The sequence below is a fragment of the Mycobacteroides salmoniphilum genome, from assembly GCF_004924335.1.
GTDB lineage: Bacteria > Actinomycetota > Actinomycetes > Mycobacteriales > Mycobacteriaceae > Mycobacterium > Mycobacterium salmoniphilum.
The window spans coordinates 1,946,034-1,968,917 of the sequence record NZ_CP024633.1; the positions used below are offsets into that span (position 1 = coordinate 1,946,034).

Sequence of the window (22,884 nt, forward strand, 5' to 3'; positions counted from 1 at the left end):
CATCCACGTCTAGGCCCGGTGTCCGCCGGACGTCGAGCCGACCAATGCCGGGTCCGACTCCCGCAGCGCGCGGCACGGCACGCGCATTGGCCACCAGAACCACCGGCCCAGGAGGGTCGCGATGGAGGGGATGACGAGCGAGCGGACGATGAGCGTGTCGAGTAAGAGTCCGACACCAACGGTCGTGCCGATCTGCGCGAGCGTGCTGGAATAGCCCGCGATCAACGCGAACATCGTGAAACCGAAGATCAGTCCCGCGGTGGTGACCACACTGCCGGTCCCCACCATGGCGCGGATGATCCCGGTTTTGATTCCGGCGCGGAGCTCTTCCTTGAACCGGGCGACGAGCAGCAGGTTGTAATCGGCGCCGACCGCGACAAGGAAGATGAAGGAACACGGTGCGACAGCCCAGTGCAGGGGCAGACCGATGCCGTACTGCCAAATGGCGACACTGAGCCCCCACGCGGAAAGAAAGGACAGTCCCACGGTGCCGACGACGGCGACCGCGGCGACGAAGCTGCGCAACAACAGCAGCACGACGCAGAACACGAAGGCGAATGCCGCGACCGCACTGGTGAGGAAGTCCTCCTTGGCGAAGGCGGCGATGTTGAGCAGCGTGCCCCCGGCTCCGCCGATGCTCACCGTGCTCCCGCCGAGTGACGTGCCCTTGAGCGCGGCCTTGGCCGCGGGGACGATCTTTGCGCTGTAGTCCATGCTCTCGCGGCTGAACGAATTCACATCGCCCATCACGAGCATCCGGGTGATCTTGCCGTCGGGAGAGAAGAAGACAGAGAGCGCGGATTGGAACAACGGGGATTCGAAGGCCTGGCTCGGAAGGAAGAAGTACCCGCTCGGGTCTCCCTTCATATACGTGTCTGCGATCTCTCGCAGGAATTGGGTGACCTCGTTCATCTGTACGAGCAGCGAGTCCGCCATGCCGCGGATCGGTGTCAGCGTGCGTTGCGAGTCGGCGAGAAAACGGTCGAGCATCCGCACCTGGGCCACCAAGTTGGGCAATGATTCCGAGGCGACGCGGGAGGCGTCCACAATGTCCTCGAACTTGCGTCCTCCCGTCTGGTTGAGTCCGTCGAGAACAGCGAGACCGGTGAGCGCGGTGTTGCACGGGAGAAGCTGCTTGCAGTCGGGAACCATGTCGACGAGCTGGCCTGCCGCGTCGATGCCGTCCGCAACGAGCGGCTGCATTTGGTTATGGATGCCCTTCGCCATCTTCAACAGCTCGATGAGACGTTGCCGGGTGGCCGCGCCGGTGCCGCCGGGCAGCTCGACCGCGCGCTGGGTCACCTCAAGGTCTTTGAGGACCACCTTGACCCCTACGGACAGCTGATCGATCTGACCGGTGATTCTGGCGATGCCGTTGAGCTGCGTGCTCACCATCTCGGCTATCTGCGACATCCGTTCGCCGATGTACCCGCCCTGATAGGTCAGGGTGCCTTGGGGAAGAGGAGTGATAAGTGGGCGGGTGATGCCTTGCACCGCTTGGACGCCGTCCACCGAGTACACGGCGTTTGTCAGCTTCGCGAGTGCGATCAGGTCGGCGGAGTTGCGCATGTCGTGATCGGACTCGACGAACAGGAGATTCGGGTTCAGCATATTGGGCGGCAAGTGCCGATCCGCGGCATCCAGACCCAGGTTCGCCTCGGTGTTGGCCGGTTGGGCCGCACGCTCGTTGTAACTGATGACATAGGTCGGCAGCACAAGAATCGCGAGTGCCAGCACGGCGAGGCTGCCGGCGAGCACCGGACCCGGCCAGCGCACCACGTGGGTGGCGATGCGCCGCCAGCGCCGGACGGCGCGCTCTCCGCGCGGTTCGTACAGTCCGAGCCTGCATCCGATCGCCAGCAGTGCGGGGCCGAGGGTCAACGCCGCGGCAAGAGCGGTGAGGATGCCGATGGTGCATGGCAGACCGGAGGTAGAGAAGGCGGCGAGTCTGGTGAGCGTCATGCATGCGGTCGCGCCCGCCACGGTCAGCCCCGAGGCGAAGATGATGCGCTGCACGCTCGACAGTGCGGTGTAGTACGCCGTGGTCGGATCCTGGCCGGCTCGTCGTGCCTCTTGATATCTGCCGAGCAGGAAGATGCCGTAATCGGTCCCCGCGCCAAGGACGATTCCGGCCAGCAAGCTTGACGCGAAAATGGAAATGCCGATGATCTCGTGCTGGCCGAGAAGAGCGACGATCGGCCGGGCCGTGACCAAAGCGACGGCCACCACGAGCAGTGGCATCGCGGCCGTGAATAGCGAGCGGTAGGTCAACGACATGATGATGGTGATGCAGATGGCGCACGCGAAGATGATCGGCAGGATCGATCGGTTGATGGCGAGCAGCTCGTCGTTCACGACCGCGGACGGACCGGTCACGTAGATCTTGACTCCCGACGGGGGCGGATACGCCTTGACGATGTCGCGCACGGCCTGAGTGGACTCCATGGCCAGCGCGGTGCCCATGTTGCCACCCAGGTTGAGGTAGCTGAAGGAAGCCTTCCGATCCTGGCTTTCGAACGCCGGAGCAAACGATGGGTCGGACCATAGGTCGATCGTCGTGATGACGTGTTTCTTGTCCGCCTTGAACTTCTCCATCAGGTTGGCGTAGTACTGGTGCATCTCCGCGCCGAACGGTTGGTCGCCCTCGGCGAGCACCGCGACGAAGTTGTTCGTACCGCCGTTGCCAAAATACTTGCCCATGTTCGACAGCGCCTGTACCGATGAGGCCTGATCGGGCAAGAAGGACAGGGCGTGTCCCTCAATCACCTTCTCCAACTGAGGGCCTGCGGCGTTGAGCCCGCACGCGAGTAATACCCATAGGACAACAATGGGTATGGAGAGTCCATACAGCAGTCGGGCGTACAGGGGTCGGTGCTGCTCGGTGCCCGCGTAGGTCTCACGACGGAACGGCACAGAGAATTCCCCGCGCACTCGGCGACCGAATGCGCGCGATCGGGCGGCGAACCCATCAGCTGCGGCAGACGCCGCAGGTGTGCCGGGAGCGGGTATCGGGCCGGTATCCGCTTCGGCCTCGTTCCCGGTCATGCGACTTGCACCTTGCAACTGGCGATACCGCCGGTGGCCGTCGCGACTTGTTCGTCGCGGACCTGTCCGTTGACAGTGATCCGGCATCCGACCCCAGCGGCATTGGATTGCACGACCATGCTGGTCACAAGGGAGGGCTCGACGGTGCGCAGCGCCTCCTGCCATGGCAGGACCGCGCCGACATTCTGGTTGTGGCCGTTGTCATCAAGATAGGACACCGTCGCCACCGTCCCGGCGGGCCCGATGGCTTCGTACTGGATGGTCCGCTCGGAGAGGCTGCCGAGTACGGGGAGGCGGCTCACGGTTCCCACCGCCTCATCGGGGATCTCGCTCGACCGCAACTTCAGAATGAACACGGCCGCGACCGTAAGGACCGCCAGCACAACAAGATACACCCAGGCGCTTCTCATCAAGCGACCTTTGGAGGAAGCGGCAAATCCATTGTGAAACACCCTTCGTGTTGCCAATCAGGCGCGTACAGTGCGAATTCCACAGGATGACACGGCAGGCAAAGCTTCTTCGATGATGACGATGATTGCAGATGAGTTAAGAGCGTCCCGCTGTTTCGGCAAAAGTTCCATTGTTTCCGGACGGTCCAATAACTAGGAGAGGGCAGAGCATTGGTCGCGGTGGCCATTATTGGCATTGGATGCAGGTTCCCCGGGGGCATTGAAGACGCGGATTCCTTCTGGGAGTTCGTATTGCGCAGAGGCGACGCCGTGGCCGACATCCCGAAGGATCGGTGGGACGCGGACAAGTACTACGACCCCGATCCCGACACCCCGGGCCGGATGTACACCCGGCGAGGCAGCTTCCTCACCCAAGGATTCCGGCGGTTCGACGCGGACTTCTTCGGGATCTCGCATCGCGAGGCCGCCGTCCTGGACCCACAGCAGCGGCTCCTTCTCGAAACCTCCTGGGAGGCACTCGACGACGCGGGCATCGCCGGAAAAGCTTTGGGCGGCAAAGTGGGAACGTTCATTGGCGGCTTTATGAACGACAACATGGTCAGCCGGGCGCTCGCCCGCAACCTCGAAAAGATCAACAACTTCGCCGCGTTCAGCGCGTCCCAGACTTTGCTGTCGAACCGCATCGCCCATGCGCTGGACCTGTGGGGGCCCAGCATGACCGTGGACACGGCGTGCTCTTCCTCCCTGGTGACAACGCACCTCGCGGTGCGGGCGGTCGCGGGTGGTGAGTGCGATGTGGCGCTCGCGGGTGGCGTGAACGCCATGTTCCAGCCGGAAACCTTCATCACGATGTGTAAGGGCAGGTTTCTCGCCGCGGACGGCCGTTGCAAGTCATTCGATGCGGCCGCCGATGGCTACGGTCGTGGTGAGGGCGTCGGTGTTGTCGTGCTCAAAAACCTCGAACAGGCGCAGCGCGACGGCGACCGCATCTACGCGGTGATCCGGGGCAGCGGGGTCAATCAGGACGGCAGGACGATAGCGTTGCCCGTGCCGAATCCGGTGTCGCAGCAGCGGCTTGCCGAGCAGGTGCTCGAGGAGGCGGGCGTCGACCCCGCCCTCGTCGGATACATCGAGGCCCATGGCACGGGCACGAGTGTCGGCGACCCGCTGGAGGCGGAGGCGTTGGGCCATTCGTACGGTCAGGCGGCCGGCCGCACGCAGCCTCTGCTGATCGGATCGGTGAAGAACAACTTCGGGCACACCGAGGCCGCCGCGGGCGTCGCGGGTCTGATCAAGGCCGCGCTCACCGTGCAGCGCAGGACCGTTTTGCCGCAGGTCGTCCTCGACAAGCTCAACCCCGCAATCCCCTTCGACGAGCTCGGGATTCGGATTCCGACCGAGGTTCAGGCCTACCCCGATCTGGGTGCCCCGGCGTACGCCGCGGTGAACAGCTTTGGCTATGGCGGGACCAACGCACACGTCCTTGTGGAGGAGCCGCCGGCGCCGGTCGCCGTGGCGCCGGTCAGGGACAGCATCCGGATCTTCCCGGTCTCCGCCCGCAGTGGTGCCGCGCTCCACGAGGTCGCCGGCCGGTACGCCGAACTCCTCAAGTCCGAGGGGGGTGCAGCGGGCACAGAAGGCACAGTCTCCGACGAGACCGCACAACGCCTGAAGACCGCGGTCACCGGGCGCCGGGCGCAGCATTACCTCCGGAAGGGTTTCCTCTACAGCGGCGCGGATGACCTTCTCGCACAGCTAAATTCGTATGCCCAGAGTGACGAGGCGGCGCCCGCGCGTGCGCTGGTCGAGGGGATCTCCGATCCCGTGTTCGTCTTCAGCGGCATGGGTCCGCAGTGGTGGGGGATGGCGCGCGGCCTGTTGGAGCGCCCTGGCGCCTTCCGCGATGCGGCCGCCGAGATCGATGCGGTGTTCCGGGAGGTGTCGGGTTGGTCGGTGATCGCCGAGTTGCTGCGAACCGAGGGGAACTCCCGTGTCAGTCGTACGGAGATCGCGCAGCCGGCGAACTTCCTTGTGCAGGCGGCACTTGCGAAGCACCTCCAACAGTTCGGGATCCGGCCCACGGCGGTGGTGGGACACAGTGTCGGGGAGGTCGCCGCGGCGTATGTGAGCGGCGCACTGTCCCTACGGGACGCCGCCACCGTCTCGTATCACCGTTCCCGCCTGCAGGCCAAGACGGCGGGGTCCGGCGGCATGCTCGCCGTGGGTCTGGATGCGGGGGAGGCCCAGCGCCGGATCGCGCGCTTCGGATCGGCGGTGTGTGTCGCGGCGATCAACAGCGCCGCGGCAACCACGCTGTCCGGTGATTCGAAAGCCCTGCGGGTACTGCACGATGAGCTCGCCGACGATGGCGTCTTTGCCCGGATGCTGCATGTGGAGGTTCCGTATCACAGTCAGCTCATGGACCCCATCCTTGGTGAGCTCGCGGCGGCGCTGGCCGGACTTGCCCCCCGTCGGGCGGACGTGCCGCTGTATTCGACGGTCACCGGCGAAAAGGCCGATGGTGAGGCATTCGCCGACCCGGACTATTGGTGCAAGAACGTGCGCGAAAGCGTGCTGTTCGCGAAGGCCATCGACACGCTCATCGATGACCGGTACCGGGTGTTCCTGGAGCTTGGGCCGCACCCGGTGCTCCTCGGGAACATTCGTGAAAGCTTTGTGCGCCATAGTGTTTCGGGCGCCGCCGTCCCGACACTGCACCGTGAGCAGGATGACGAGCAATCAGTGCTGCAGGCCGTCACCGACTTGTACGCGGTGGGTGCGATCGATACTCCCGGTGAGGCCGATCTCTACACGAACGGCTCGATCCCGCATATGGATCTACCGAAGTACCCGTGGTCGCAAGAGGAATTGTGGGAGGAAGACCCCCTCACGCTGCGCGCGCGCTACGGAGACGCCGATCGCTTTGCTCTTCTCGGCGATAGGGCAGAAGCGCTGACACCGCAATGGGAGGTGACCCTGGCTCCCGCGAACCTGCCCTGGTTGCCCGACCACACGGTCCTCGGTTCGGTCGTGCTGCCAGGAACCGCGTATCTCGACGCCGCGCTGTCCGCCGTGCGTCAACGCTCTGGCCGTGGGCAGGCCGGACTGGACTCGGTGGTCTTCGCGGTGCCGCTGGTCGTCGCCGAACACGACGCGCCGATCACCCGTCTGACCGTGGACGAGCCCACCAAACGGTTCACCGTCAATGGCCGTTCCGCGCAGACCCAGCTGTGGACGGCACATGCCAACGGCAGACTGGTTGAGGCGAATCTGGGGTCGTTGCGGATTGATGTCCCGCAGTCCGAGCACGACAGGGTCTTCGAGGGCGAAGACGTCTACAAGGGTTTGGCCGCGGTCGGACTGTCCTACGGTCCCGCGTTTCAGCGCATCCAGAATGTGCGTATCGGCTCGGCGGGCTGCGTCGCGCAGCTGGCGAGTCCGGAAGCGGTACCCGAGCCGGGGACCACACCCAAGCACGCCGTCCACCCCGCACTCGCCGACGCGGCCCTGCAGTGCATCGCGGTCCTCTTGGCGGCGCGTCCGGAGCTGGACATACCTCCGACGGCGCATATCCCGGCCTCGGTGGACCGGGTGCGCCTGTACCACGAGCTGCCCGAGGACCCGATCGCGGTCGTCGAGATCACGAGCACGCAGCCGCTGCGCGCGAACGCCTATCTCGCTTCGCCGGACGGCGATGTCGCGCTGGCCATGATCGGAGTGACGCTGCGACCCGTGGGGTCGGCATCGGACCCGCTATCCGAACTTGACCAGTACTTCTACGAGCCTCGTTGGGAGCCGTTCGACGAGGAGCCGGAAGGGCAAGAGGGACAACGCGCCCCGGCGCCTGTTACCACTGTTCACACGGCGAACGCGATCGTCGAGATCGGGGATGTGGCCGCCGCTGTCTCCGAAGGTGCCCGCCGCGCGGCAGGCGCCGGTGTAGCGATCCTGCGCGCCGAAGCTCAGCTGGCAGATCTCGCCGAGACATTCGGCGAAGCGTTGCACGCCGACACGTTCTTGCGTGTGTTGGTGACCGTCGGCTCCGGGAAATCCTCGGTAGAGAACCTCCATCAGCTCGTCATGGTCGCGCAGGCATTGCGGACGGTTCTGGAGGCCGAGACCGAGCGCGGTGTCGTGAACCCGGACGTGCAGGTCGTCGTCGTGAGCACGCACGCCTTCCTCGCACCGGGCGATCGCGACCTCGTCCTGGACCAGGCCGCGCTCGTGGGGGCACGCCGGGTGTTGGCGAACGAGCAGCATCCCGCCAAATGGTCTCTGGTGGACTTGTCCGATTCGGTCACCGCGGACGAGGCGGCCGCAGAGATCAACGCGATGAATCGAGCGGAGGAAGTCGCGGTACGCGCGGGTGTGCGGTGGACCCAGCGGATGCGTCGGTCGCTGTCCGAACTCGTCGCGCCGTGGGAAGAGACGTTCGAGCCCACGGACCCGGACGTGGCCTATGAGGTACAGATCCCGGATACGCGGACGCTCAAGGACATTGCGCTTCGTGCGTGTGATCGCGTCGAGCCGGGACCCCGGCAAGTGGAGGTCCGCGTCGAGACCCTGGGACTCAATTACAAGGACCCGCTGAAGGTCCTCGGAATCCTGACAGAGCGTGAGCTCGGTGAGACCTACTTCAAGCTGGAGCCCGGCATGGAGGGCTTCGGCGTTGTCACGCGCGTTGGCTCCGCGGTCAACGAGCTCCGGGTCGGCGAGAGCATCGCGGTCGCGGAGCGGGGACTGCTGCGCCGCTACCTGACCTTCGACCTCGACGGTGGCGCCGCCTGGGAGCGGATAGAAGAAGAGCATCTCCAGCGTGAGGACTTCGATCCGCTCGCGGTGGGTTCCGGTGTTCCGTTCTTCACGGCGGGCTATGCCTTCTACAAGCTTGCCGATCTGCAGCCCGGCGAGACGGTCCTTATCCACGGCGCGGCGGGCGGCATGGGCATGGGCGCGGTGCAGATCGCGGTCAACATGGGCGCGGTCGTGTATGCGACCGCCGGTAGTGAGGAGCGCCGGCGTGCGGCACTGGAGCTCGGCGCTACCGCGGCCTTCGATTCGCGGTCGGTCGGGTTCGTCGACGACATACTGCGGATCACCGAAGGGCGCGGAGTAGATGTCATCTACAACTCGCTGCCCGGCGAGATGATCGCCCAGAACTTCGCGGTCGCCGGGGAGTTCTGCCGGATCATCGAAATCGGGAAGGCGGACATCTACTTCGGCGGAGCGATGGATCTCAAGCCGTTCAGTGGCAACTTGTCGTTCCACGCGATCGACATGGACCGCATGCTGCGGCTGCGTCCGGAAACATTTCGCGAGCTGCGGCGCGAGTGCACCGAGATGCTCACCTCGGGCAAGCTCACCCCGCTCCCGTTCACGCGGTTCCCGATCGACCAGGTCGTCGGGGCGTTCGAGGCGGTGTTCCGGGCAGCGCACATGGGACGGATCGTGCTGGATTTGCGCGATCAGACACCCAAGCTGCTGCCGCGCAAGCCAGATCCGGCGCCGGTGCGTCCCGGCTGCTCCTACCTCATCAGCGGTGGATTCGGCGGCTTCGGGTTGGCCACCGCACGCTCGTTGGCCAGGTCCGGGGCGACCCATCTGATCCTCGCGGGTCGCAGCGGCGCCACGACGGAGGTTGCGCGGGCGCAGATCGAGGCGCTCAGGGCTGCCGATGTCGACGTGTGGGAAGAACGGATCGACATCAGCGACTACGACCAGGTCGCGGATCTGGTCGCGAAGGTGGAGGCCTCGGGCCATCCGCTGCGCGGCGTCTTCCATGCCGCGGCGGTGGCCCATGACGAGGTACTCGCGGACATCAGTGCGGAGTCGTTGTACAAGGTGTTCGGGCCCAAGGTCGAGGGTGCGCTGAACCTTGACAAGGCCACCCGCGAGCACGATGTGCCACTTGACCACTTCGTGCTGTACTCCTCGATCAGTGGCCTCATCGGCATTGTTCCGCAGCTGACCTACGCGGCGGCGAACAGCACACTGGACGGCCTCGCTCAGGCGCGGCACGCGGCCGGGCTGCCCGCCCTGTCGGTGAGCTGGGGTGCGATGAGTGGCGGTGGCATGGCCGAGGTAGAGGCCATCGTGAAGTTTCTTGATTCGGTCGGGCTGCGCCGCCTCAACATGGATCTCGGAGCGGCGCTCATGCACGAGTGCTCCCGATTCACGCTTCCGCATGTCGCCATCGCGGGCGTCGACTGGGGGGTCTTGCGCACGCCGCTGCCCTCGACGGCCAAGAGCACGCGCTTCGCGCATCTGTCCGCAGAGGCCGCCGCGGTGTCGAACGAACAGGCTGCCTTCCGTGCGGCGGTGTTGGCCCTGCCGGAGGAAGAACGCGGCCCGATGGTCACCAAGGAACTGGCCAAGGAGCTCGCCAACGTGCTCAAGGTTGACGTGGACAGCATCGACCCCACCGGGCCGATCGCCGACCTGGGGATCGACTCCCTCATGGCGGTGGAGTTCGCCGCCCGTGCCGGCAAGCAGTTGAACATCCAGATCAGTGCGTTCCAGTTCACCCCCGACCTCACCCTCGAGGCTGTCGGTGCCCGCGTCGCACTACTCATTGCGCAAGGGGTCGGCGATCCCGAGCACGACGCGATATAGGGGATCCGTGTGACCGTTGCGACTCCGCGTGAATGTTGGTGGTGGCCCAGGGCTTATCAACCGTCCCTGCCCACCGTGCTGTTCTTTCCGGGCGCCGGGGCCAATCACGCCGGTGAGCAGCACCTGGTTCCGCATCTGGCGGGGGTGAACTTCGGGGTGTGGCGGATGCCGGGGCGCAGCACCCGATCGACCGAGCCATCGCCGGAGAGTCTGCGCGCGCTGTCGGCGGACTGCGCGTCGGCGATCATCGGGCTCGGCTGCCGTCGACCGGTCCTCGCGGGAAAGAGTTTCGGCGGGCTATTCGGTTACACGGTGTGTCAGGCGTTGGAGTCGCGGGACTTCGCGGTGGGCCGGTTCGTCCCGGTGGTGAGCGGGCATCCGTCTTTGTGGCGAATGGATGCTCTCTACGCCAAGACGCGGGGCCATAACCCGAAACAACACGCGCTCTGGCGGCTTACCAATGACGAGCAGCGCGGGGCGTGGCCGCCGAAGAAGATAGCGGATGAGTCGCTGCTGGAGCAGGCGCGGCTGCATGCGGTAATCGATTTCAGTCTTGGCCTGCAATCGATTTCACGGCGCCGGATCCAGACGCCGATCACCGAGGTGAGCGCAAAGGACGATGAGGTGATCCCGAAGTTTGCGCCGCCACGCCGATGGGCCCCATACACAAAGGGGGAGTTCACGAGCATCCTCGTGACAGGCGGGCACTACTTCTATTGGTCGAATCCGCAGGCCTTGGCGACAATCTTGACGCACGAGGCAGAGCTGGCCCTCGGCGGCTCGTACTCCTATTAGCCGCCGAGGCCGACGCGGTACTACGGGGTTTCGCGCTGGCAGTCCGGGCCGGTGTACTGCCAGTTCGGATTGCTTGAGTATTCGCAACCCGGACCCACGTACTTCCAGTTCGGGGCCGGGGCCGGCAGTCGCCCGCCTTCGCCCTGCCAGTTTCGGCCTGAGTACCGCCAACCCCACGCGTCGAACCAGCTGTCGGGGTTGACACAGCCTTCGACGTTTCCTGGTCCCCACGGAGGCGGGGGTGAGGGATACGGTCCGTTAAAGCACACATCCGTGGGGGCGGGAGTCGGCTGCGCCGACGCCGGGCCCGCGCTCAGCAGAGCGATCGGGGCGGCGATGACGCCTGCTGCTAACACGGCCTGCCCGACCATGATGATCTTGTTCATCGCACAACCTCCGACGTTGGATGCCGCTGTGATTCCGCAAGATTAGCGCACTGTTGCGCGTTTTCTCGGTAATTGTGGTAATTGCGCTCGTTGGCGTATCACCATCCGAAACGAGGTCTATCGCGCGTGCGCTACCAGCCGTATTGCCCGTCTGAACGGTGTCGATATCTCGGCCGCGGCGGCGGCCGATCGGTTCGCTGATCCAGGCCGCGCCCACGCGGCGGAGAGCTCACCGCGCAGCGGCGCGAACCGGGTCACCGCTACGCTGCTGAGACGTGGCACGTCGCAAACATGCTCAGCCCTGCAAGTGGTGCGGGCGCGAAGTCGATGACGCAGAGCTGGGCCGCCGGCGCCAATACTGTCGCCAATCCTGCCGCCAGCGCGCGTATGAACAGCGCGCGGCGGTCAAGGGCACTTCGGTGCCCGCAGATGCCGTCGTGCTGACCGCTGACGAAGCGACGGACCTGGCCGATCGGGTGTACCAGGCGCGGTGCGCGGCCGAGGATGTCGCGACTGCCGTCGAGGAGGGCGCGACCCACGACGAGCTGCGCCAGTTGTGCGAGGAACTGCTGCGTGCCACCAAGGCCGCCGACGGCTGGCGCTAGCTTCTGCCGTTCGCTCAGGTGAGGGATACCCGTCGAATCAGCGCGATATTAACTCTTCACGGAATCCAAACGCGCCCATAGTTTGTCAACACCTGTCGATACCTTGTCGATGCTAGCCGCCGACCCGTGAGGATTCCCGAGCTTTTCATGACCACCCGCAATACGTTGGTGGCCGCCGCGGCGACTGACACAGATGCCCCGATATCCACCCCGCCCCGGCGGGAGTGGATCCTCGACCGGCGCTGGGAGATCATCCGATTTCTTTCGCCGTTCGTGGTGCTGCTTGTCTGGCAAGCGGGAAGTGCCTGGGGGCTGATCGATCCGGACATTCTGCCGGCGCCGTCGACGATCGCGCACGCCGGAATCGAGTTGATCGGCAACGGCCAGCTCGCCGAGGCGCTACGCGTCTCCGGAATCCGTGCCGCCGAAGGACTGCTGCTGGGTGGCTTGGTAGGTGTGGTGCTGGGCGCGGCGGTGGGGTTGTCGCGGCTTGTCGATGCCGTGGTGGACCCGACCATGCAGATGATTCGGGCGCTGCCGCACCTCGGGCTCATCCCGCTGTTCATCCTGTGGTTCGGAATCGGCGAGCTTCCCAAGGTGCTGATGGTGGCCCTCGGCGCGGCCTTCCCGCTGTACCTCAACACCACCTCGGCGATTCGGCAGGTGGACCCCAAACTGTTCGAAACCGCACAGGTACTTGGGTTTTCGTTTTGGCAGCGGTTGCGGGTCATCGTCATCCCCAGTGCGACTCCGCAGGTGCTTGTCGGGCTGCGTCAATCCCTGGCGCTGTCGTGGCTGACGCTCATCGTCGCCGAGCAGATCAACGCCGATGCCGGGGTGGGTTTCCTTATCAATAATGCGCGCGATTTCCTGCGTATCGACGTCATCATCTTCGGGCTCGTGGTCTACGCACTGTTGGGCATTGTCACGGACGCCATTGTGCGCGTGCTGGAACGGCGTGCGCTGCGGTACCGATCATGAAAGGCACATCATGACAGCGGTTTTCGAGGTAACCGAATTGTCGCGGCAAGCCGCTGTACCGGCGGCCGAGCTCACGTCGGTCACCAAATGGTACGGACGTAACCGCGTTCTCGACGACGTCTCACTGCGGGTCGGTAGTGGCGAGATCGTCGCGCTGGTGGGCCGCAGTGGCTCGGGCAAGTCGACGGTGCTCAGGGTGCTGTCGGGGTTGGCCGGCGACTATGAGGGCGAACGGGAGGTGCTGGGCGCTCCTGCGGTGGCCTTCCAGGAGCCGCGACTGTTCCCGTGGCGCTCGGTGCGCGACAACGTGCTGTACGGACTCACCCGCACCAAGTTGTCCAAGGCGGAAGCGCTTTCCCGCGTCGACCGGGCCCTTGATGAGGTGAGGCTTGCGGACAAAGCACAAGCCTGGCCGCTGACGCTCTCGGGCGGGCAGGCGCAACGCGTGTCTCTGGCGCGTGCGCTGGTCGCGGAGCCGCGGCTGCTGTTACTCGACGAGCCCTTCGGCGCACTCGACGCGCTCACGCGGCTCTCGATGCACCGACTCTTGTTGAACCTGTGGCGGGAGCACCAGTTCGGCGTATTGCTGGTTACCCACGATGTGGACGAGGCGATATCGCTGGCCGACACCATCCTGGTGCTGGATGAGGGTCGACTGGTGCACACGTTGCGCATCGGCAATCCCCGTAAACCTCACGGCAAGCACGACGCCGAAACCGAGAACTACCGAGGAGAGCTCCTTGCGCAGCTTGGTGTTTAAGTCAATCGTCAGCGCGACCGCGATCCTGCTGTCGTTGACGGCCTGCAGCTCCGGTCGCGACGATAAGGGCGATTCTGCGGTGCCGCAGCTCGTCCCGCTGTCCGAGCTGTCGAATCTCACGCTGCGCGTGGGCGATCAGAAGGGTGGCACCGAGTCGCTGTTGCGGGCGGCGGGGGAACTGGACAACGCACCGTACAAGGTCGAATTCTCCACCTTCACCTTTGGCCCCCCGCAGATTGAGGCGCTGACCGCGGGCAAGATCGACTTCGCCGTCACCGGCAACACACCGCCGATTTTCGGCGCCGCGTCCAAGGCGAGAATCAAAGTGGTGTCCGGGTATACGAATGACGCCTCCGGTGACCAGATCCTGGTTGCCGACACCTCACCAATCCATTCCGTGGCGGATCTGCGGGGTAAGAAGGTGGCTGTCGGTAAGGGGAGTTCGGCGAACGGTCATCTGCTGCTTCAGCTGCAGAAGGCCAATCTCACCATCAAGGACATCCAGCCGGTGTTTCTGCAGCCGGCCGATGCGTTCACCGCACTGAGTCAGGGACAGGCCGACGCGTGGGCGATCTGGGATCCCTACACGGCGCTGGCCGACAAACAGCTGAAGGTTCGCACCCTGGTGACCGCGACCGGCGTCGCGAACGGGTACGGATTCGGTGTCGCATCGCAGGTGGCGCTGCGTGATGCTCAACGCAATACCGCACTGTCCGACCTGGTGCAGCGCGTCGCGCGTGCCAGCGCATGGGCCCAGGCCCATCCACAGGAGTGGTACGCAAAGTATGCCGCTGCAATCGGAATCGACCCTGCGGCAGCAGAGTTGGCGCAGTCGCGCAGCCTGCGGCAACCGATACCGCTCGACGGAGAGGTGACGGGCTCGGAGCAGAAGCTGGCCGACCTGTTCGCGCAGTCGGGCCAGATTCAGGGCAAGCCCACGTTCTCCGATTTCGTCGACAACCGCTTCAACGACGTCCTCACGCAGTACTTCGCCAAGTCTCAATAGACCGCACATCCCATCCCACACAAGGAGAGCAATTCCCGTGGCCGCCAAGTTCTTCTGGTTCCTGCCCACCAATGGTGACAGCCGTTCCATCGTGGGCGCCTCGCATGCGTCATCGCATCACACCATCCCGGTGGGGTACCGCGAGCCGAGCCTGCGTTATCTCGGCGAGATAGCCCGCGCCGCGGACCGATTGGGCTTCGAGGGTGTGCTGACTCCCACCGGCACGTGGTGTGAGGACGCATGGCTCACGGCTTCGGCGCTGCTGGAGCAGACCGAACGCCTGAAGTTCCTCGTGGCCTTCCGGCCGGGATTGGTGCCGCCGACACTGGCCGCGCAGCAGGCGGCTACATTTCAGCGGTTCTCGGATGGGCGGCTGCTGCTGAACGTCGTCAGCGGCGGTGACGATACCGAGCAGCGCCGCTTCGGTGATTGGCTCACCCACGACGAGCGCTATGAGCGCACCGGCGAGTTTCTGCAGATTGTTCGGGATATCTGGAAGGGCGAACCCGTCGACTATTCGGGAAAGCACTACACGGTGACCGATGCGCGAGTATCGGAGCCGCCAACACCGTTGCCGCAGTTGTATTTCGGCGGATCGTCTCCCGCGGCACTGCCTATCGCCGCAGAGCACGTCGACGTGTACCTGACCTGGGGTGAGCCGCCGGCGGCCGCAGCCGCGAAGATCGAGACGGTGCGCGCGTTGGCCAAGGAGCGTGGGCGCAACCTGCGATTCGGTATCCGCCTGCACACGATTAGCCGCGACACGTCCGAGGCGGCGTGGGCCGTCGCGAACTCGCTGGTGGGGGAGCTGACTCCTGATCAGATCGCCGCGGCGACTGCGCTGCATTCCACATCCGAATCCGAGGGGCAGCGGCGCATGACGGCGCTGCACGGCGGTCGCCTGGACAAACTGGAGATCTATCCGAACCTGTGGGCGGGCGTCGGGTTGGTGCGTGGCGGTGCGGGTACGGCATTGGTGGGCAGCCATGAAGAGGTCGCCAACCTGATTTCCGAATACCACGAGCTCGGGTTCGACGAGTTCATCCTGTCCGGATACCCGCACCTGGAAGAGGCGTACTGGTTCGCCGAGGGTGTGCTTCCGCTGCTCAAGAAGCGGGGAGCACTGGCCGCCTAGCGCAGGCCCGCGCTGTCGTTGTCGAGATCGTTGCGCTGCAACCCCATGGGTGTTGACGACGGCAGATCGCCACCCGCGATGACCTGCCGCGTGATCGGGGTGAGCGCATGAAAGAGGCCCTCCACCTCGGCGTCGGTCAGGGCGTCGAGTACCGGCAGTGACACCCGGTCGGTTCGGCTCTCGATATCGTTCTTTAATGCGCGGCCTTCTGGCGTCAGCGCACCGCCGTCGCCGAGCAGGCCGCGCCGAGTCAGGTTCTGTTCGATGGTCGCCCACTCGCCGTCGTCATAGTCGCGGCTGCGCATGATGCCGTCCTTGGTGGCCCGTCCCGCCGCGACCTGAAACACGTTCGATTCACGGCCGTCAATGCCCGCGGCGACCAGTGCGGCGACATGGGCGTCGCCGCGCTGCTCGCGGAGCAGGGTGGCGGCATGCCACAGCGCCGCGACGGGTTCATCGGGCCACGGAACGGCGGTGAGCGCCGCGTACAAGGGGCGCCCGGCCGGCGAGGCATTGCGGGCCACTCGGCCGAGTAATTCTGCTGCGGTACGCAGGTTTTGGTCATCGGTGAGGCCGTAGCGCCGCAACGCCGCGACGGCGCCGCTCTGCCGCGCGGCCAGTGCCTGCTCGGGGCCGACGGTTTCCCAGGCGCCATCGAGTGACCTGGCGACCCGGAATGAGGCGAAGTTGTAGAAGACGGCTTCGACGACTCTGGGTGCGACCCTGCCCAGGGGCGCGGATCGGGTAGCGAAGTATCCGCGCCAGAATCCGCGGTAGCCGAGCTCGTCGGCGGCGGCGCGCGCTTCGGGGGCGAAGTAGGTAATGCCGTGTACCGGCTCGAAACGTTCGAAGAGACGCCGGGCGAGGACGTGTGGACGTGCCATCGATCCAGTCAACCACGGGGCCCCGCGCGGATTGTCGAGTCCGGTGCGGTTGTCGGTGCGGGCTCGTAGGGTGGACTCATGGGATTGAGTTTGGAAGAACGACAGGCATTTCTGGCCGAGCCCCACGTGGCGGCAATCTCGGTGAGTGCCGGGGTGGACCGCGCTCCGCTGACCGTGCCGATCTGGTACTTCTACACCCCGGGCGGTGACCTCTGGATTCCGACGGGCAAGGGATCGCGCAAGCACCAGCTGATCGAGGCCGCGGGTCGGCTGACGCTCATGGTCGACCGTGAGCAGCCGACGGTGCGGTACGTGAGCGTAGAGGGACCGGTGACCAAGGTCGTACCTCTCGAGCACGACCAGCATCGGCAGGTGGCCGCCCGGTACATCCCGGAAGAGCTGCTCGACGGGTATCTCAAATATTCGGAAGGGTACGGCGAGCAGATCGCCGTTTATGTCTCCCCGGAGCACTGGCTCTCGGCGGACCTCGGCGGCCCGGAGAACTGGGGTTAGCGTTCCCGGTTGATCACTGGGGCATCGGGAACTGTTCGGTTCCCGGATCCCCTGCGGGTATGACGGGCAGTGTGAGTGTGGACGGGTGCGCCGCATCGTGCAGGATCGTCTGCGTGGCGGTGTGCAGCTCGGAGTTCTGTCCGAATGGTGCGCCCGTGTTGGGGTTGGGCGCGTACTGCGGGAAGTCGCTGCTGGAAATCTCCAGTCGAATGCGCTCACCGGCGCGGAACTGATAGCTCACCGGCCATACGTCGATGCGGTACCTGTGCGGCTGGGCCGCCGCGAGGGGGCGCAGCTCGGATAGTGATTGCGCCAGCGAGGTGCGGACAACTCCATTGTTGAGATTCACGGCGGCACCATCGGATTGCACGACAACGAGTTTCGCGGTGAAGTCGGTGTCCGGGGCCGAGGACGAGGCCCATAGATCGACGCTGATCGGTCCGGTGACCTCGGTGTCGGAGGTGAGCGGCTCGCTGGTGTAGGTCAGCACATCGGGGCGCTGTTCCACGGTGCTCTGGTCGTAACGTCCTTCCGGGGCCGAATCCGCGGCACAGCAGGAGTGTCCGCCCGCGCTTGGTACCGGATGGGCAGGGTCGTAGAGGTAGGTGTCGGGCGGATCGTGGAGTGAGCTCGAGTTGCTGAGCCTCCCATCGTGCTTCGCGCCGGGACCGCCCAAGTGATACACGGTCCAATTCGTCTGCGGTAGTGGCCAGGAAGGGGCGCTCTTCCATCGGTTGGCGCCCATCAGGTAGTAGTCGACGCGGGGCGACTCGGCGGCGACACCATTGTCGGTACCCTTGAGGAAGTGGTCGAACCATGCCAGTTGCAGCTCGTTCACGGGGCTGCTGGCGCCGGCCCCCAGGCCCTTCAACAGTGGTGAAGGACTTGATGTTTCACGGCCCCAGGCGAGATGGTCCCAGGGGCCGATGACAATGCGCTGGTGCCGACGCGCCTCCGGCGACCCGCCGCGCGTGGACATGCCGGCGAAGTTCTCTAGGCCGCCGCGCAGGAAGGCGTCGTACCAGCCCTCGAAGTGCAGCACCGGCACCTTCACGTTCTCGTACCGATCCCGGATGCTCCATCGCTTCCAATAGTCATCGCGGGTCGCATGCCGGATCCACTCGAAATACCACGGCGCGACGTGGGGATTTCCCGGCTGCATCGGTGGAAGATCCTGGTAAGGAAGGAAATTGAGCCAGCGATCGCGTTCCTTGTCGGCCGCCTCCAATTGTTCGACGGTCGTGTCATCGCCCCGGTTCTTCGCTGCGGTGGTGGCAATCGTCTCGATCGCCCACGGCAGCACGAAGCCGAGCCGGAATGCGCCGCCCTCGTAGGTCCACCCGTCGTAGTAGTCGGAGGCGGTGTTGGACGGCACGATGGTGGTCAGGTGCGGGGGAGCTGTGGTAGCGGCGAGCCATTGTGTGGCACCGACATACGAAGACCCGTACATCCCGACCTTGCCGGTGGAACCGGGCAGTCTGGCGGCCCACTCGACGGTGTCATAACCGTCGTTACCGTCATTGCCGAACTCGGTGAATATCCCATCCGAGGCGCCTTGACCCCGAACATCCTGTACCACCACGAGATAGCAGTGTGAGGCGAACCAGTCAGGAGTCCGGAACCGCGAGGGCTTGACCTGCGCGCTGCTCTTGCCGTACTGGGTGCGCATCAGAATGACCGGCACGGGGTCCTTGAGCTTGGGACGGTAGACATCGGCGCGCAGGATCGTGCCGTCGCGCATGGTCGCCGAAACGTCGGTCTTCTTGGCGACCGCACAGGGGCCGCGGCGGTCGGCCGGCGGCCAGGAGGTGGGATCAGGACTCTCGTGGCCGCACGCCGTGATTATCAGGCCCACAATGGCGGCGAAAACTCCCAGACGTCTGGCCGAACCTGCGATCACCCCGAAAGGGTACCGAGGGCCGCTGTGGACGACGGCGGGCTAGCGCACCCGCGTGCGCTAGCCCTCGTGTTCAGACCAGTGCCGGCGCCTCGTCCTGCTGTGTGAGGCTGTCGAGGAATTCTTCGGTGACCGCGGTGCCGGTTCCACGGAAGGTGTCGGACGACAGTGGGTTCATCGCCTCCAGGACGAGCAGGTGCTCGCCCCAGCACGGTGTCAGCCCGGCCCACGGTGCGCGGGACTCCGGCTTCTCCTGCGTACGTAATGCGCACACCACGGTCAGCTGGGGAGCGTCGGTGGTGCCGGTGAGCTCAAGAGCGGTCCAGCGCTCCGGCAGTGGCGCATTCCAGATGTTCCCGAGGGTATCCGGCAGATCGCCGTTCACCGTGGCGCGGTAGGCGGCCAGGTAGCCGCGATCGTCGGAGACCGCCCGTGATCCCTCTTTGACCTCCGCGGGCAGCGGAGCATCGGGGACATCGACGGCGCTGACCTGCCAGCCCAGCTCGCGCAGATGATCGGAGAGTCGGCGCCCCACGATATCGGCACTCTCGCGCAAAGGGATTCGCGGAGAGCGTGCCTGCAGTGCGGCGAGATTGTCCGCGGCGCTCAGGGTCAGGCTTACCCAGGTCTTGCCCTCGGCGCCGACGATATCGGCGGTGGTGACGCGGATCGAGGAGCAGCGCATGCCGTAACGGTCCAGGTACCCGGCGAGAAGCCCGACCGGTACCTCCTCACCGGATGCAGGCGCTTTGAGCTCGAGTGCCACCGTGGAACGCGCGTCGACTCCCGCCGCGACAATCTGCGCGGTGTTCGCGGGGGACCGCCGAGAGATCCTGCGGGTCAGCATCTTCGTGAAGCGTCCGAGAATGTCGGTCAGGAAGGTGCCACGCCACCACACCAGCAGCACCAGCGCCAGCACCCCAGCGGTGATCGCGATCCAGCGGTCGGCGGGGTCTCGACGGTAGAGCGCGAACGCGCCCGCGGCAACCAACGTCGCCACCAGGGTTAGCCGCAACGTGCACGGCACCGGGGGGCGATACAGCTTCACGTTCTTACTCACTCGTGCTCTCCTGTCTGCGACGTGCACTGAGCCCGGCGACGACGATCACCGCGATCAGACATATACCGGCGCCAAGGAAGGCGAGTCGCCGGGGAAGGGGGTTTTCGGGGGTGGGGAGGGGCGGCGGAACGACGGCGCGGGCACTGGGGCCTGCCGGCGCGCTTCCATCCGCGGGGACCTCCCAGGTGAGCGCGGCCACCGGGTCGACCGTTCCGGTACCCACAAGATTTGACGGAGACCTGCCCGCATCACGAGCGGTCCTTTGCAGCCGCGAAACAACCTGGTGTGCGCTCAGATCGGGGAATCGGCTGCGTACCAGCGCGGCGACCCCAGACACGTAGGCGGTCGCGTAACTGGTTCCAAAGAGGGGATGCGGCTTGCCATCCTGGCCGACCATTCCGTTGGCCAGCCCGCCCGTTTCGTCGTTGGACAGCGATGTCACGTTCTCGCCATTTGCCGCGATGCCTACCCACGGGCCGGACATCGTGAACTTCGAGGGCGTGCCATCGGCGGACACTGATCCCACCGATAGCACGTACGGCTGCCACCATGAGGGAACCGAAACGGATTCCACTCCAGTCCAATTCCTCGGGTCGGCGCCGGAACCGCTGAGTGGGTTCGGTTGACAGTTGGCGCCACCACCGCTGCTGTTGCCGGCTGCCGCGACCACCACGGCGTCCTTCTCCTCGACGGCATACCGCAGGGCGGCACCCAGGGCGGCCTGATCGATGGGCTTGGCCGCCGGAACGCACACGACCGACGAGATATTGATCACGCGCGCACCGAGATTCGCGGCGTGCACGATGGATCGGGCCAGTGTGTTGACAAAGTGGGTAGCGCCGTTGGTGGTCGGATCGCCACCGGTGATTCGCGGGGAGAACTTCGAAGACTCCTGGCGAATCGAGATCAGCTTGGACGCAGGTGCGATGCCGGAGAATCCGTCAGGGCCGGGCTGGGCACCGATGATTCCCGCGACCATGGTCCCGTGCCCGTCGCAGTCGGTGAGTCCGTTGGTGGACTGTACGTAGTCGCCCCCGCCTTCGACATGCAGCCGTGAACTCGGCTGCACGCCGGTGTCGATGATGGCCACGCTTTGACCCTCACCGCGAGAGAAGCGCCATGCCTCCTCGAACTCCGGGGACGGTTTTCCGCTTGTGCCCGTACCGGGCATCAACACGGTGGTGCTGCACGCGGCGGACTGCATGCCAGCCGTAGCGCTGGGGGCCGAATCCCGTGGCAGCGCAGCGGGGTCAGCGTCTGGACGGGTCACCGCATACGCGGCCGGAGCTGTCATCGGAGACAGCGCCAGCAGCATCGCGGCGACGGCGCCCACAGACATGAATCGGATCATCGGTTGAGGATCCAGGTGAATAGCCCGGTGAGGTATGCGATGACCGGCAACAGCGAGGCGTCGATCCCCGAGGCGAGGAATCCCAGGAGCCGACGGCTGGGCAGCGAGTAGGTTTCTGCCTCACCGATCTTCGGGTTGAAGACCACGACAGCCAGTGCGGCGACCAAGAATGCCAGCACTGCGAGTGCTACCAGCGCGCCGGCGTAACGCCCCGCGAAGGCAAAGATCACCAGCAGTGTGGACGTCACGACGAACGGCACCGCCAACAGCCAGGCCTTGCATACCGCCGAATCCCATACGCGGGCACGCAGTGCCGCTCCCGCGCTCACCGCGACCACCAGGTACCAGGCCCAGGGGCTTGCCGGTGTCGAGCCACCAACGAGGGCCAGTGATCCCAGGATGGCCAGAAGTGAAGCGCCCGCAATGAATCCGCTTTGGTGCGAGTCGCTCAGCTGGACGCGTCGCGGGAGGTCCTTGAGAACCGACATCGCCGGCGCGGAAGGCGTCGGGTCACCCGGCGCGGGAATGGTCGGCAGCGGGAAGCGCGCGGCGAAGGCCGACAGCTGCGCGGCACGCACTGTGACCAGCAGCGCCACCACGATCAGTCCGGAACCCACGGCCAGTAGGGATGGGTGCCAGAGGATCTGGGCACCCGCGGCACCGGCGATGCCAAGGGACAGCACCGTGGTAGCCGTGAAGAACGCGGTCTGCTGGCGCGCCACGATCAGGTAGATCAGCGACCACGCCGCGACTCCAGCGGCGCCCAGGAGCGCGCGGGGGGCCAGTCCATCTCCGGGTATGGCAAGGGCGAGCGCACCGGCAATGGGAGCCAGGGCGGTGATCGCCAGCTCTGCGCCCAGACGCGGTGAGCGCACGTGCGCCACCAGCGCCCCGATCGAGGCGGCGACCGCCACCACGGCCAGGCCGGCAAGGCTCAGCGCCGATCCGGTGCGCACGTTGTGCACGATGGCCAGAACCGTTGCCGCCACGATCAATCCGAGGACACCCAGGCGGGTGACGCGCGCGATGTGCTCGGCACCCCACGGGCGCTTGCGTGATTCGGAGAAGATGACGGCGGCATCCGCGATGTCCTCGACGATGCCGGGCGCGGCGGGTCCCACGGGAGTCGGACGCAATGTGAGCAGGTCTCCGTCGACGACGCCCACGGTGTCCAGGGTCGCATCGGCACTGAACGGTGCACCGTTGATCGGGGCCAGGCTCAGCCGCTGAGGTGTGGCCTCAGTGGCATCGGGGGCCACCATCCGGTGTACCGCAGGAATGATGTCGCGCATCGGTAGCTGAGTCGGCAAAGCGACCTCGGTCAGCTTTTCTTCACCGAGCACGGCTACCCGGACGATGGGCATCACGGCGTTGTCAGACATGGTGTTTCGTTTGACTCTCTCGATAGGGGGGTGGAGCACAGTGGGGAACTATTAGAGGGACG

16 protein-coding genes are annotated in these 22,884 nt (G+C 65.5%); 8 read left to right on the forward strand and 8 right to left on the reverse strand.

The genetic code is table 11. From position 1 onward, the window contains the following. Nucleotides 1-9: 9 nt before the first annotated feature. Both DSM43276_RS09650 and DSM43276_RS09655 read right to left on the reverse strand, forming a co-directional pair. Nucleotides 10-3,045, reverse strand: a complete 3,036-nt coding sequence (locus tag DSM43276_RS09650; RefSeq protein WP_078329084.1) for an MMPL/RND family transporter — start codon at nucleotides 3,043-3,045, stop codon at nucleotides 10-12. Beyond that, the gene (locus DSM43276_RS09655; protein WP_078329083.1) at nucleotides 3,042-3,440 is read right to left on the reverse strand and encodes an MmpS family transport accessory protein; all 399 of its coding nucleotides are present in this window, start codon (nucleotides 3,438-3,440) and stop codon (nucleotides 3,042-3,044) included. The genes DSM43276_RS09650 and DSM43276_RS09655 overlap by 4 nt, the downstream gene beginning before the upstream one ends. Before the next feature lie 225 nt (nucleotides 3,441-3,665). Between DSM43276_RS09655 and DSM43276_RS09660 the strand changes: the two genes are divergently transcribed. Together DSM43276_RS09660 and DSM43276_RS09665 are read left to right on the forward strand one after the other, a co-directional pair. Then, a complete protein-coding gene (locus tag DSM43276_RS09660) occupies nucleotides 3,666-10,067 on the forward strand; it encodes a type I polyketide synthase (protein ID WP_078329082.1) in 6,402 nt (2,133 codons plus the stop codon). A gap of 75 nt (nucleotides 10,068-10,142) precedes the next feature. Then, complete coding sequence (locus DSM43276_RS09665) at nucleotides 10,143-10,862, forward strand: thioesterase II family protein (RefSeq protein WP_078329081.1); 720 nt, start codon at nucleotides 10,143-10,145, stop codon at nucleotides 10,860-10,862. A gap of 20 nt (nucleotides 10,863-10,882) precedes the next feature. Here the strand turns inward: DSM43276_RS09665 and DSM43276_RS09670 are convergent, their stop codons facing one another. Next, nucleotides 10,883-11,248, reverse strand: a complete 366-nt coding sequence (locus tag DSM43276_RS09670; RefSeq protein WP_078292113.1) for a hypothetical protein — start codon at nucleotides 11,246-11,248, stop codon at nucleotides 10,883-10,885. A gap of 275 nt (nucleotides 11,249-11,523) precedes the next feature. On the opposite strand from DSM43276_RS09670, the gene DSM43276_RS09675 reads away from it, so the two are divergent. The 5 genes from DSM43276_RS09675 (at nucleotide 11,524) to DSM43276_RS09695 (ending at nucleotide 15,735) form a co-directional block, all read left to right on the forward strand. Further along, nucleotides 11,524-11,853, forward strand: a complete 330-nt coding sequence (locus tag DSM43276_RS09675; RefSeq protein ID WP_078326307.1) for a hypothetical protein — start codon at nucleotides 11,524-11,526, stop codon at nucleotides 11,851-11,853. A 147-nt stretch (nucleotides 11,854-12,000) separates the two neighbouring features. Next, nucleotides 12,001-12,834, forward strand: coding sequence for an ABC transporter permease (locus DSM43276_RS09680; RefSeq protein ID WP_078329093.1), 834 nt, complete (start codon nucleotides 12,001-12,003; stop codon nucleotides 12,832-12,834). 10 nt (nucleotides 12,835-12,844) lie between these two features. Further along, on the forward strand, nucleotides 12,845-13,594 hold the full coding sequence (locus tag DSM43276_RS09685; RefSeq protein ID WP_078329080.1) for an ABC transporter ATP-binding protein: 750 nt from the start codon (nucleotides 12,845-12,847) through the stop codon (nucleotides 13,592-13,594). Then, the gene (locus DSM43276_RS09690) at nucleotides 13,575-14,600 is read left to right on the forward strand and encodes an ABC transporter substrate-binding protein (RefSeq protein ID WP_078329079.1); all 1,026 of its coding nucleotides are present in this window, start codon (nucleotides 13,575-13,577) and stop codon (nucleotides 14,598-14,600) included. The genes DSM43276_RS09685 and DSM43276_RS09690 overlap by 20 nt, the downstream gene beginning before the upstream one ends. A gap of 37 nt (nucleotides 14,601-14,637) precedes the next feature. Next, the gene (locus tag DSM43276_RS09695) at nucleotides 14,638-15,735 is read left to right on the forward strand and encodes an LLM class flavin-dependent oxidoreductase (protein ID WP_078326304.1); all 1,098 of its coding nucleotides are present in this window, start codon (nucleotides 14,638-14,640) and stop codon (nucleotides 15,733-15,735) included. Here the strand turns inward: DSM43276_RS09695 and DSM43276_RS09700 are convergent. Then, nucleotides 15,732-16,619, reverse strand: coding sequence for an SCO6745 family protein (locus tag DSM43276_RS09700; protein WP_078329078.1), 888 nt, complete (start codon nucleotides 16,617-16,619; stop codon nucleotides 15,732-15,734). The two genes, DSM43276_RS09695 and DSM43276_RS09700, sit on opposite strands and share 4 nt — an antisense overlap. Before the next feature lie 78 nt (nucleotides 16,620-16,697). Here DSM43276_RS09700 and DSM43276_RS09705 point away from each other — a divergent pair, with 78 nt between their 5' ends. Further along, complete coding sequence (locus DSM43276_RS09705; protein WP_078329077.1) at nucleotides 16,698-17,132, forward strand: pyridoxamine 5'-phosphate oxidase family protein; 435 nt, start codon at nucleotides 16,698-16,700, stop codon at nucleotides 17,130-17,132. 13 nt (nucleotides 17,133-17,145) lie between these two features. Here the strand turns inward: DSM43276_RS09705 and DSM43276_RS09710 are convergent, their stop codons facing one another. The 4 genes from DSM43276_RS09710 to eccD all read right to left on the reverse strand — a co-directional run bounded on the left by DSM43276_RS09710 (nucleotide 17,146) and on the right by eccD (nucleotide 22,822). After that, nucleotides 17,146-19,032: a CocE/NonD family hydrolase gene (locus DSM43276_RS09710; protein ID WP_078329076.1), complete on the reverse strand. Its 1,887-nt coding sequence runs from the start codon at nucleotides 19,030-19,032 to the stop codon at nucleotides 17,146-17,148. A 70-nt stretch (nucleotides 19,033-19,102) separates the two neighbouring features. Further along, the gene (gene eccE, locus DSM43276_RS09715) at nucleotides 19,103-20,056 is read right to left on the reverse strand and encodes a type VII secretion protein EccE (RefSeq protein ID WP_078329092.1); all 954 of its coding nucleotides are present in this window, start codon (nucleotides 20,054-20,056) and stop codon (nucleotides 19,103-19,105) included. 25 nt (nucleotides 20,057-20,081) lie between these two features. Further along, the gene (gene mycP / locus DSM43276_RS09720; RefSeq protein WP_136629025.1) at nucleotides 20,082-21,440 is read right to left on the reverse strand and encodes a type VII secretion-associated serine protease mycosin; all 1,359 of its coding nucleotides are present in this window, start codon (nucleotides 21,438-21,440) and stop codon (nucleotides 20,082-20,084) included. Then, the gene (gene eccD, locus DSM43276_RS09725; protein WP_078331621.1) at nucleotides 21,437-22,822 is read right to left on the reverse strand and encodes a type VII secretion integral membrane protein EccD; all 1,386 of its coding nucleotides are present in this window, start codon (nucleotides 22,820-22,822) and stop codon (nucleotides 21,437-21,439) included. Before eccD ends, mycP begins: the two co-directional genes overlap by 4 nt. Nucleotides 22,823-22,884 lie beyond the last annotated feature (62 nt).

What these genes read in the sequence shown, in the direction of transcription:
- DSM43276_RS09650 (WP_078329084.1), bottom strand. Translation starts at nt 3,045, where the DNA reads ATGACCGGGAACGAGGCCGAAGCGGATACCGGCCCGATACCCGCTCCC.
- DSM43276_RS09670 (WP_078292113.1), bottom strand. Translation starts at nt 11,248, where the DNA reads ATGAACAAGATCATCATGGTCGGGCAGGCCGTGTTAGCAGCAGGCGTC.
- DSM43276_RS09680 (WP_078329093.1), top strand. Translation starts at nt 12,001, where the DNA reads ATGACCACCCGCAATACGTTGGTGGCCGCCGCGGCGACTGACACAGAT.
- DSM43276_RS09685 (WP_078329080.1), top strand. Translation starts at nt 12,845, where the DNA reads ATGACAGCGGTTTTCGAGGTAACCGAATTGTCGCGGCAAGCCGCTGTA.
- DSM43276_RS09700 (WP_078329078.1), bottom strand. Translation starts at nt 16,619, where the DNA reads ATGGCACGTCCACACGTCCTCGCCCGGCGTCTCTTCGAACGTTTCGAG.
- DSM43276_RS09705 (WP_078329077.1), top strand. Translation starts at nt 16,698, where the DNA reads ATGGGATTGAGTTTGGAAGAACGACAGGCATTTCTGGCCGAGCCCCAC.
- mycP (WP_136629025.1), bottom strand. Translation starts at nt 21,440, where the DNA reads ATGATCCGATTCATGTCTGTGGGCGCCGTCGCCGCGATGCTGCTGGCG.
- eccD (WP_078331621.1), bottom strand. Translation starts at nt 22,822, where the DNA reads ATGTCTGACAACGCCGTGATGCCCATCGTCCGGGTAGCCGTGCTCGGT.